Genomic DNA, 4,933 nt, shown 5'->3' with positions numbered 1-4,933 from the left:
GCGCGAGCAACTCGCCGCCTCCGAAGCGGGTGATGCCGCTCCGGACGCCCGTACGGACGTCGGACCACCCGGCACCCCGAACGCCCGCACGTCCCGGGAGCCAACCGAAAAGCGGCCCCCGGGCGGCAGTTCACGCTCCCGGCTTCTGGACCGGATACGCGGCGACCGCGCACAGGGATCTGCCAACAGCCCCGGAAGCCGCGACCTACCCGGCACCGGTCCGCTCGCAGAGGTCGCCGGACTCTCCCTCCGCCGGGGCGAGGTGACCGCCCTGCACGACGTGGACATCTCTCTGCGTGCCGGTGAGACGGTCGCCCTGATGGGTCGTAACGGGGCAGGCAAGTCCTCCCTGCTGAACAGCCTCGTGGGCGTGCACGTCCCGACAGCGGGGACCGTCAGCGTCGGAACGGACCGGCTCGTCCCCTCCCGCACCAGACCCGGCCGGCTCCTGCGGCACGTCGGGCTCGTACCGCAGGAGCCGCGGGACCTGCTGTACGCGGACACGGTCGCCGCCGAGTGCGCCTCGGCCGACGCGGACTCCGGCGCGGCGGACGGCACATGCCGCGACCTGGTGGGAACGCTGCTGCCCGGCGTGGCCGGCGGCACGCACCCGCGCGACCTCTCCGAGGGACAGCGGCTGGCTCTGGCCCTGGCCGTCGTCCTCACCGCCCGGCCGCCGGTCGTACTTCTCGACGAACCCACCCGGGGCCTCGACTACGCGGCCAAGTCCCGGCTCGTCGGCATCCTGAACGCCCTGAGGGAGGAGGGGCACGCGATCGTCCTCGCCACGCACGACGTGGAGTTGGCGGCGGAGTCGGCCCAGCGGGTGGTGATCCTGGCCCAGGGCGAGATCGTCGCCGACGGTCCCACGGCCGAAGTGGTCACCTCCTCCCCCGCGTTCGCGCCTCAGGTCTCCAAGGTCCTCGCCCCCGCACGCTGGTTGACCGTCCCGCAGGTGCGCGGCGCGCTGTCAGCGAGCCGCGACGCGTCCGGACGCGAGGGGGCAGCGGAATGAGCACGGGTCCCGCCCCCGCGGACGCGGCGCCCAGGAACGCCGGCCGGAGCCGACCGGTCGCGCGGGCCCTGCGCCTGGGGCCCCGCTCTGTCGCCGCTCTCGTGCTGACGAGTGCCAGCGGCGTCGTCGCCTTCGGCTGGCCGCTGCTGGCCGACTCCGCATCCGGGCTCGCCCACTCGCGCGACGCGCCCTGGCTCTTCGCGGCGCTGCTGCCGCTGCTGCTGGCCGTCGTCGTCGCGACCATCGCCGACACCGGGATGGACGCAAAAGCCGTCGCCATGCTGGGTGTTCTGGCCGCGGCGGCAGCGGCACTGCGGCCGCTCGGCGCGGGGACGGCCGGGCTGGAACCGATGTTCTTCCTCATCGTGCTCTCGGGCCGGGTGCTCGGACCCGGCTTCGGCTTCGTGCTGGGCGCGTTGTCGATGTTCGCCAGCGCACTGCTCACGGGCGGAGCTGGGCCGTGGATGCCCTTCCAGATGCTCAGCATGGGGTGGGTCGCCATGGGCGCCGGACTGCTGCCCGGTGCCGAACGGCTGCGCGGAAGGGGCGAGTTGCTGCTCCTCGCCTGCTACGGCGCTTTCGCGGCGCTGATGTACGGCCTGGTGATGAACCTCCAGGGCTGGCCCTACATCGCGGGTCTCGGCTCCGGCGTCTCCTTCGTGCCGGGCGACCCGTTGAGCGTGAACCTCACGCGGTACGCGGCGTACGTACTGGCCACGTCCCTCGGCTGGGACGTGCCGCGCGCCGCGCTCACGGTGATCCTCGTCCTCACGCTCGGCGGCACCGTGCTGCGCGCCCTCCGCCGCGCATCGCGCCGTGCGGCCTTCGAGGCACCGGCCACGTTCCTGCCCGCCGACGCCGGGGCGCGGGGTGTGCGGCACGACGGAACGCACGACCGTCGTGAAGATCGATGAGTGTGTCATGCCACGCACATGAGGAACCCGCAAGAAGAGCCCCCGGTCCCGTGATTCGGGATCGGGGCTCAGTCTTGTGCGGGATCGGCCGTCTTGATCGTTCGTCGGCGCGAGGGCGAAGCCTCGTGTGGGGCCGGTGCGCTCACGCTCCGCGAACGTCCCCGGCGAGATCCCACCCCTGGGGGGCCTGCCCTACCCCGAGCGGGTGGCAGACCGCAGTGACCGGGCGAGCGCCGGTGCGAAATGGTCGTCGGCATGACGACAAGGTCGCGCCCCACCAGCACGCACGGACCGTTTCGATCCGCTCGTGTCTCCGGTCACACACTCGCTTGGCTCGTCGCTCTCGCCGCCGCACTCGTCCCTGCCTTCGTCTTCGTCCCCCGCCCGTTGGCGGCGAGCATGTCGGGTGGCCGCTTCGGCGATCAGCGCAACTTCGTCGACAGCCTCTCCGAATCGTTCGTCGACTACTGGCGTTCCGGCGACCGGAACCTCTCGCCGGACTTGAAGAGGCTTGTCGAATACTGGGTCCATCACCACGTGATCAAGGCTGTGATCGCTGCGATCTTGCTGATCGTGTTCACCGCGCTCGGCGTTCTTCTCTGGAAGGCATTTCTGCGGGCCGACGGGCTCGGTGCGGGAAGCAGGGCCGCTCTCGTGTCGGCTGGGGCTCTCGTCACGGCGCTCGCGCTCTGCACGTCGGTGACGGTGGAGGGCAACCTCCAGGATGCGACAGCGCCTTTCTCCTCACTGATGTCGATGCTCCCCCTCCACGCCTCCCACGGGGAGTTCGCCGAGACGCTCGATCAAGTACGGCAGAGCCTGGCTCACTACCCGGACGCCGGAGAACGAACTCCGCCTGCCCTCACGGTGATGGTCGACGACTTCTCCCGATTCCACGCGGTGAGAGTCGTGACCGCCACGATTGTGGCGATCACCCTTGCCGGCATGAGCGCGGTGTCGTGGAGGAGCTTTGCGGTGGCAGGCGCGTCCGACAGGCGAAGGAGGCGCGTGTTCGGCACGTTCGGTCTTGTCTCGGCCTTGTTGTCGCTGGCCGTCGTCGTTGTCGCTGTCGCCAACACAACCGTCGCGGCCGACCCGGCGCCCGCCCTCCTGGGCTTCTTCGAAGGCGGATGGTGACGGGCCACCGGCAGCCCCGCGGGAACCACCGCCCGGGCGATCGAACGCGGTGCGGCAGGATGGAACGCATGAGCATCGTGAAGATCAACGCCCTGACCGTCCCCGCGGAACAACGTGAGGTGCTGGAGAAGCGCTTCGCCGCGCGGGCGGGCGCGGTAGAGGGCTCGGACGGCTTCGAGTGGTTCGAGCTGCTGCGTCCCCTGGAGGGGACCGACCAGTACCTCGTCTACACGCGGTGGCGCAGCGAGGAGGACTTCCAGGCGTGGATGGAGGGTTCAGGCAGGCGCTCGCACGGCGGTGACGGCAAGCCGCAGGGTTCGGAGGGCCAGTCCGGCTCCGGCTCCGGCTCCGAGGGGCAGCAGGAGCGCCCCGCACCGGCGTCCACCAACTCGACCGTGTGGACCTTCGAGGTGCTTCAGCAGGAAGGCCCTAAGTAGACCTGGGTGAACCGGCCACGACGGCGTCGGCGCGCTTCCGTCACGAAGCGCGCCGACAGCCCCGTCAGTCCCGTCAGCCGTCGGAGAACCCGACCGATTCGACGCGGTCGACGAGTTCGGAGATGCGCGTGGCGAGCTCCGGCCACAGCTCCCTCGGGAGGCCGTGGCCCATGCCGTCCATGATCACCAACTCGGCGGCGGGGATGGCGGCCGCCGTGGCCCGTCCGCCGCTGATGTCGCACAAGATGTCGGCGCTGCCGTGCACCACCAGGGTGGGCACCCGCAGCTTCCTCAGCCGCGGGGTGAGGTCGCCCGTCGCCAGGACTGCGATGCCCTGGCGCTGGAAGCCGAGGACGTCGTAGCCCCGGTCGTGGATCCGGCCGCCCCGCTCGGCCGCCGCGGCCGCGTCGAACTCGTACTCCGGTGACGCGGCGATGCGCATGGCACGCACGTGCCACTCGATGAAGGCCTCCCGGCCCTGCGGCGGCCTTCCCACCTCGGCGAACACCGACATGTCGCCCTGACCCACATCGGGTGCACCGGTGGTGGACATCATCGACGTCAGCGATCGGACCCGGTCCGGGTGCTCGATCGCCGCCACTTGAGCGATCATCCCGCCCATCGAGGCGCCGACGAAGTGCACGCTCTCCAACCCGAGCACGTCGAGCAGACCGACGGCGTCGTCCGCCATGTCCGACAGCGAGTAGGACGCCGTCGAGACGTCACCGGCCAGTGCCGCCGTGAAGTCCGGCAGGGGCGCGTCGGAGAAGTGCGTCGACCGGCCGGCGTCACGGTTGTCGAACCGGATCACCTGCACGCCGTGGTCCACCAGTTCCTGGCAGAACTCCTCCGGCCAGTTGATCATCTGTGCACCGCCCCCCATGACCAGCAGGACCGGCGGCGCCTCAGGGTCACCGAAGCGTTCGTAGACGATGTTGATTCCGGACGGGCCGACATTCCGCGCATCGAGTTCTGGCATGGCCGCGACGGTAACCAATTCGAGGCAGCGGAAAATCGCCTCGCCGTCCGATGTTTTCCCCTTGACACCCGGGTTACGGTGAAAATGCCAGAGGGTTGATTCCGTCCGTTCCAGGACCGATACCGGAAACTCCAGCCCGTGGCACAAAGGCCGTGGCAGCGGCGCTCGTTCACGCGGATCTCGCGCCCGGGAAGTTCAGCGGCTCTGCAAGGATCTGCTGTACTCAGGCCGTTGGAGAAGCACACCGCCAATGCATGGGAAAAGGCCGGGAGTCGGATCGGGAGTCGTCATTCTTCCCGGTCGGTGCCGAGCAGGCCGAGCAGCCCTTTCCGGAGTGCACGATCCGGACTGTCCGGCATCCCGCGGCTCAGGCCCCGGATACCGCCTGGTCCATGAAGTGGATACGGAAGAGGCCGTCCGCCGACGGCTCGAAGGCGAGCCGCGTCAGGTC

5 protein-coding genes are annotated in these 4,933 nt (G+C 70.2%); 4 read left to right on the top strand and 1 reads right to left on the bottom strand.

Features of this window, described 5'->3' with window-relative positions; all coding sequences use genetic code 11:
• The 4 genes from H5J26_RS28350 to H5J26_RS28335 all read left to right on the top strand — a co-directional run.
• A partial coding sequence (locus tag H5J26_RS28350; RefSeq protein WP_181768822.1) for an energy-coupling factor ABC transporter ATP-binding protein occupies positions 1-1,015 on the top strand: 1,015 nt, incomplete at its 5' end.
• The gene (locus H5J26_RS28345; RefSeq protein WP_181768821.1) at positions 1,012-1,929 is read left to right on the top strand and encodes an ECF transporter S component; all 918 of its coding nucleotides are present in this window, start codon (positions 1,012-1,014) and stop codon (positions 1,927-1,929) included. The genes H5J26_RS28350 and H5J26_RS28345, both read left to right, overlap by 4 nt.
• A gap of 399 nt (positions 1,930-2,328) precedes the next feature.
• On the top strand, positions 2,329-3,066 hold the full coding sequence (locus H5J26_RS28340) for a hypothetical protein (protein ID WP_235981212.1): 738 nt from the start codon (positions 2,329-2,331) through the stop codon (positions 3,064-3,066).
• A 68-nt stretch (positions 3,067-3,134) separates the two neighbouring features.
• A complete protein-coding gene (locus H5J26_RS28335; RefSeq protein ID WP_181768819.1) occupies positions 3,135-3,503 on the top strand; it encodes an antibiotic biosynthesis monooxygenase family protein in 369 nt (122 codons plus the stop codon).
• Between the two features lie 73 nt (positions 3,504-3,576).
• Here the strand turns inward: H5J26_RS28335 and H5J26_RS28330 are convergent, their stop codons facing one another.
• Entirely contained in the window at positions 3,577-4,482 is a 906-nt protein-coding gene (locus H5J26_RS28330) for an alpha/beta fold hydrolase (protein WP_181768818.1), read from the bottom strand.
• Between the last annotated feature and the right edge of the window lie 451 nt (positions 4,483-4,933).

It is taken from the genome of Streptomyces albidus (ex Kaewkla and Franco 2022), assembly GCF_013870515.1.
Lineage (GTDB): Bacteria > Actinomycetota > Actinomycetes > Streptomycetales > Streptomycetaceae > Streptomyces > Streptomyces albidus.
Note: the sequence above shows the minus strand (reverse complement) of the source record. Positions and strands in the feature narration are given on the sequence as shown.